Source organism: Streptomyces sp. NPDC004752, assembly GCF_053601275.1.
This window is the reverse complement of the sequence record NZ_JBSGBN010000256.1, coordinates 1-4,953: the sequence shown is the minus strand read 5'-3', so window position 1 is coordinate 4,953 and position 4,953 is coordinate 1. Positions and strand designations below refer to the sequence as shown.

Annotated in this window: 4 protein-coding genes and 1 pseudogene; 1 reads left to right on the top strand and 4 read right to left on the bottom strand. The window is 69.9% G+C overall.

Annotated elements, in window-relative coordinates; all coding sequences use genetic code 11:
• Positions 1-35: 35 nt before the first annotated feature.
• The 3 genes from ACWEKM_RS45820 to ACWEKM_RS45810 form a co-directional block, all read right to left on the bottom strand.
• Positions 36-356 (bottom strand): transposase, encoded by a 321-nt coding sequence (locus ACWEKM_RS45820; protein WP_451627248.1) that lies wholly within the window; start codon positions 354-356, stop codon positions 36-38.
• A gap of 452 nt (positions 357-808) precedes the next feature.
• Entirely contained in the window at positions 809-1,681 is an 873-nt protein-coding gene (locus ACWEKM_RS45815) for an aminoglycoside adenylyltransferase domain-containing protein (RefSeq protein WP_451627247.1), read from the bottom strand.
• Between the two features lie 190 nt (positions 1,682-1,871).
• A complete protein-coding gene (locus ACWEKM_RS45810) occupies positions 1,872-3,101 on the bottom strand; it encodes a replication-relaxation family protein (RefSeq protein WP_451627246.1) in 1,230 nt (409 codons plus the stop codon).
• A 536-nt stretch (positions 3,102-3,637) separates the two neighbouring features.
• On the opposite strand from ACWEKM_RS45810, the gene ACWEKM_RS45805 reads away from it, so the two are divergent.
• On the top strand, positions 3,638-4,171 hold the full coding sequence (locus ACWEKM_RS45805) for a DCL family protein (protein WP_451627245.1): 534 nt from the start codon (positions 3,638-3,640) through the stop codon (positions 4,169-4,171).
• Here ACWEKM_RS45805 and ACWEKM_RS45800 read toward each other — a convergent pair.
• A pseudogene (locus tag ACWEKM_RS45800) lies at positions 4,093-4,953 on the bottom strand (hypothetical protein); the annotation flags it as partial. The gene ACWEKM_RS45805 and the pseudogene ACWEKM_RS45800 overlap by 79 nt on opposite strands.

Sequence of the window (4,953 nt, the reverse complement as noted above, 5' to 3'; positions counted from 1 at the left end):
CCGGCCGGTCACGTTCGCGGCCGTCACCAGCACCATCAGCAGCAGACCGACACTGTCCGTGATGACGTGCCGACGCCTCCCGTTGACCTTTTCCCGCCGTCGCAGCCACGCGAGCCGGCGGGCACCGACGCGGCCCCCTTCACCGACTGCGAGTCAATGATCGCCGCGGTCGGCTCCGGATCCCGCCCCTGATCCTCACGGGCCTTGTCACGCAGCCGGTCATGGAACTCCTTGGCCAGCCCCTTCTCGCGCCATCGGCGAAAGAAGGCGTACACGCGGTCCCACGCGGGGAAGTCCGCGGGCATCGCCCTCCACTTGATCCCGTTGTCGGTGACGTACCGGATCGCATCCAGCATCTGCCGGTGGCAACAGCCCTCCAACTGCCGCCCCGGCCCTCCAGCCAGGCCGGGACCGGCATCGCGTCGCGCACCACCCGCCACTCCTGGTCCGTCATGTCGGAGAGATACGCACGCACCCTCTCCGGGCGGTCGGCCGCGTTCCCGAACCGGTGCGCGAGACAATCACACAGCGACACGCGGGAGTCGGACGGGAACAGCATCGTCACGCAAGACTGGGACAACAGGGCCTCCCTGCACTCGAGTCGGCTTCGCAACCCTCGTGCTGCACCGGAGGCCCTGCCTCCATGCGCTCACCCAGCCAAGATCACCCAACCAGGCATCCCGTTCGACCAGAACCGTCCCCGTGATCGATAGGGATACGGCTTCTTAAAGAACAAGCTGAGCTGGTCTGGAAGAGGGGGCATCAGGGGCGTCCCTGTCTTGCACCCGTTGTGCACCGCCGCCGTGCCTTACGGACGCCCCTCGCGGTCCTGGGATGTGACTCGGTCGCGGACGTAGGTGATGAATGCCATGGTTCGCTCGATGGTGCCTGGGCGTGGTGGTTCGTTGGGATCGATGCCGAGGGGACGGTCGTCGAGGACCTGGCGGGCCATGCCGGACCAGGGCGCGGGGAGGTTGGCCTCCGCCCAGAGGAGGGCTGTCTTCTTGGAGGTCACGATCCCGGTTTCGTGAGTGATCAGGACTCGGCACAGCGTGGCGAACGCGAGGCGCTGCGCCCAGGCGCAGTCGAAGCCATGCTCACCGTAGTAGTCGGGCAGGTCGTAGAGTGCGTAATCGCGCATGCGAGCCCTGAGCACGGCGGGGCTGACTGGCTCTACCAGGGAAACGGGATCGGGCCCGGTGAGGGTGACGCCGTGCTCGCGCAGTGTCCAGCGGACGACCTCGGTGTTGCAGTGGGTGGACCATTCCATCTCGCGGGAGCCGTGATCGACGTAGAGCCATGGACAGCCGAGGCCGTCGAGACCGCGCAGGGTGTCCTGGTCGGGGTAGGAGCCTTCGAGGTGTTTGGCCCAGTGTCCGGGGCGGGTGGGGATCTCGTCATGCAACGCTCTCAGCGCGACCTCTTGCTCCGCCGTCGGGGCCTGACGCACCGGAACCAGGAAGTCACAGTCGCTGTACAGGTCGGCGTCGCCGATGGCGAAGGAACCTTGAAGGTAGACGCCTACGAGGGCGTCGCCGAGGATCGCAGAGACCCGGTCGGTGAGATCCCAGAGTACGTCGTTGAGTTCGTTGAACGACGTCGGGCTGGACCCACTGTTGCTGTTGTCGGTACTGCGTACAGCGGCCGGACTCTCGGTCTCTGCGGGGTGAGCGTCGTTCATGGCGGAAGTCAACTCACCGATACGTTGACCAGCAACTGAATTACGGCGACCGTGCTCCATTCCCGCAGGGCCGCCACAGGCAGGCGCTGCACTGGCGGTTCGAAAACAGGTACTGACGACGGGCAAGGCGTCCTCCAGCCAGCAGCCGCCCCGCCGGGCGGCCTGTCCGGCCGGAGGCACCCGCCCCCGGCTACCGGCGGCGGGTAATGCCGAACCGGCTGCGCGGCTTCACGGCCGGCGCTTCGGCTGCCGCACGTTCGGCTTCCTCCACCTGCCGTCGCGCGACGCGCTCCGCCTCCGCGTGGTCGGCGGCCTCCTTGGCGCACGGCCCGCACAGCCGGTCCCACTCGCCGGACCACGAGGACCGCTTGATTTCCTGCCAGCGTTCGTCGGTGAACTTGGTGCCGCACTGCGTGCACACCGGCCGCTGCGCCTCTCGGTGAGCGGCCTCGCGCTCCGCCTGGCGCTGGCGGGCCTCCCGGAGCTGGACCGCGTACAGCCGCTCGCCGTCGGGGTTGTCCATCGCCTCGGAGAGCGTCTGCCACTCATCGCGCCCGAGCCTGCGCCACACCCGGCCTGCGGCCCCGGCCGGGTCGGCGGTGATCCGCTCCAGCTCGGTGACGACCACGGGCACCGCCTGGTGGTAGTCGACAGCCGTGAACGCCTCACCCCGGTGAGGGCTGCCCGCGAAGTAGGTGCGGGCGGCCCGCTCCAGGCGCTCGATGCGGCTGGCACGCTGCGCGGCGGTCTTCCCCGTGAACACGAACGCCACCGGCACGTACCCCTCGCGGCCCGTCGCCGGGTAGATCCGCGACCACAGCCGGAAATCGTGGACCGCCGCTCCCCTGGCCGCCTTCTCCTTGTTCGCGTCGGCCTTCAGCGCCAGGAGCTCGAACCAGTCGTGGTAGCGGCGCAGCTTGTCCACCAGGTCATCGACGGGCTCGGTGACGCGGTCGACCTCCAGAAGCATCGCGGGCACTCCGGCGTCCGGGGCACGCATCGTCAGGTCGGCGTCCTGGGTGTAGCCGTACGGCAGGCGGTGGGCGATCTCGGTCTGCCAGGACAGCGGGGTGCCGTACCCGGCCCCGGTGAGCACGGCCGCGGTCAAGGTGACGGCGGCGGCGTGTTCGTCATAGCCGTCGGCTTCCACCGGCCGGCCTTCGTCGTCGTACTCCAGCTTGCGCAGCGCGGAGATCCGTACGCTCTTCGGCAGCAGCAGCTTGGCCTCCTTGTGCCCCCTCTCGGTGAGCACCCACAGCTGGTGTCCCGACTCCAGTCGCGTCTCCACCCGGGTCAGGCCCGATTCCTTCAACGCGTTCAGGGTGTCGCGGGTGCACCGGTCGTGCCGGTCGGCGGGGCGCAGCATCCGCCAGAGCTGATCAGCGGTAGCCCTCTGGAAGATCCCCAGAGCCTTCAGCACTTCCTTCCTTCGCACTCCGGTCGGCTTCCATGCCTTGGGTGTCTGACTAGGAGAGTTGTCGAACGCGCTGCGGGACCTTGACCGCCGGGGCTGACCTGCACTGATGCGCCCGGCGGGCGAAGAAGCCGTGGAGGGGGCAATGAAGGGGCCCATGGAGGGGGCCTGCGGGGCCTGGTCGACGTCGCCGGAGGCCCGGCGGTCGCGGGCGGCGCGGTGCTCGTGGGCATGGTCGGGCGTGAGGTCGGCGCGCACGGTGTCCTCTGCTTTCTCCGGCCTGCGGGCCGGGGCGGCTGTCGTCCGGCCCGCACTCGGATGTACGCGCGGGCCGGGGCCACCGTGCGAAGCCACCCCTTGACCGCGGTCTGACCACCGCCCGCCACCTGTGCCCGTTACGTCCCTTGACCGCCCCTTGTCCTCCCGATTTATCCGTGAGCGGCAGCACGATCGGCTCCCTGTCCCCCGGCGGGCTGACAGCAAGAGCGAAGCTCCGTCCGGACCGGGAGATGTGCTCTAGCGTGAGCGCTTCCGTCACCCGCTTGGCAGAGGAGCTGAAGGTGCCCGAGGTCTGGATCGGCTCGCGCCGCTACGCGACGAAGAAGGCCCGACAGGAAGCGGTGCAGGCGATCCTAGGCCGCTACGGCCTCGGTCAGGTCGTCGACCAGGAGGACGACGACCTGCTGCTGCGGGACCTGCTGGACATGCACCCCGACGCGGCGGAGAAGGTCGGCCCGGGGGTGGACCGTTTCCGGATCATCCCCACCCCGCGCGGTCACCACAAGGGCCCGGAGGCGATTCGGGTCGACGGCAGCAAGGTCGCCTTCTCGTACCAGAAGTGCCTGGACGCACCCACGCACCGGCAGCGCGTACGGGCCGCGATGCGCACCGAGATCCAGCCGCAGGTCAACACCTACTACGAGTCCCGCAAGGCGTCCCACACGCTCGCGTCCGACGAGAGCGGCCAGCCCCTGGCCCCCGACGACACGCACGTCTCCTACTTCCGCGGCCACGCTTCCACGACATCGCGATGGAGTTCGTCCAGGCCGCCGGCGGCCTCGATGCCGTCGACCTGACCGCCGAGACGGCCCGCGGACTGGCCCTGTTCACCGACCGGACCCTGGCAGAACGCTGGCACGCCCACCACCAGGAACACGCCGTTCTCGGGCTGCCGGGCGAGGTTCTTCGGCGTGTGCATCCATGTCGCCGGGTCGGTCGTGCGGCCTTCCAGCAGCTCGGGCATCGCGGCCTGCTGGTGGGCCTGGATGGCGGCGGCCCGCTGCGCCGGGGTGAGGGCGGCGTGCCGGCCTGGGTGGTCGACGGCGTGTGGCGCGGCCGCCGCCTGGTCGTGGTTGTTGTTGGGGTCGTCGGTGTGCCCGGTGGCTGATGCGGTCGCGGCGGGGGCTTCGTCCCGTGTGGGGTGTGCGGTGCGGGCGGCGTGGATCGCGTTCTGCAGGGCGAGGCTGGCGACCCGGGCCCGCTCGTACCTGCTCGATTCCAGGGGCGGTTTGCCGTCGGTCCCGGCGATCCACCACCGGTGAGGCCAGGGGAAGTCGGCCGTGTAGGTGAGCTGGTCCGGCGACGGGGGCCGCCGGCCTTTCTGAGGCACGGTGTGCTGACGGCTGTGGCGGGTCAAGGCCTCATCGGCGATGGAGTCGTCCAGACCCGGCTGGAAGGCGTGGCCGCGCAGGGTCTCCAGCAGGTGCCGGCGGGCTTCGGCCAGGATGTGCCGACGGGCGAAGGCGCGGCGCACGGTGAAGACAATCGCGGCGATGTCGACGGCGGCGAGCACGGTGTCCACGTGCGGGCCGACCCGGGCCCGGATCGCCGCACCAGCCGCCCGGCACCGTTCCAGCAG

Excerpts from the sequence above, each read along its gene's own strand:
- ACWEKM_RS45820 (WP_451627248.1), bottom strand. The coding sequence starts at position 356 with ATGCTGGATGCGATCCGGTACGTCACCGACAACGGGATCAAGTGGAGG.
- ACWEKM_RS45815 (WP_451627247.1), bottom strand. The coding sequence starts at position 1,681 with ATGAACGACGCTCACCCCGCAGAGACCGAGAGTCCGGCCGCTGTACGC.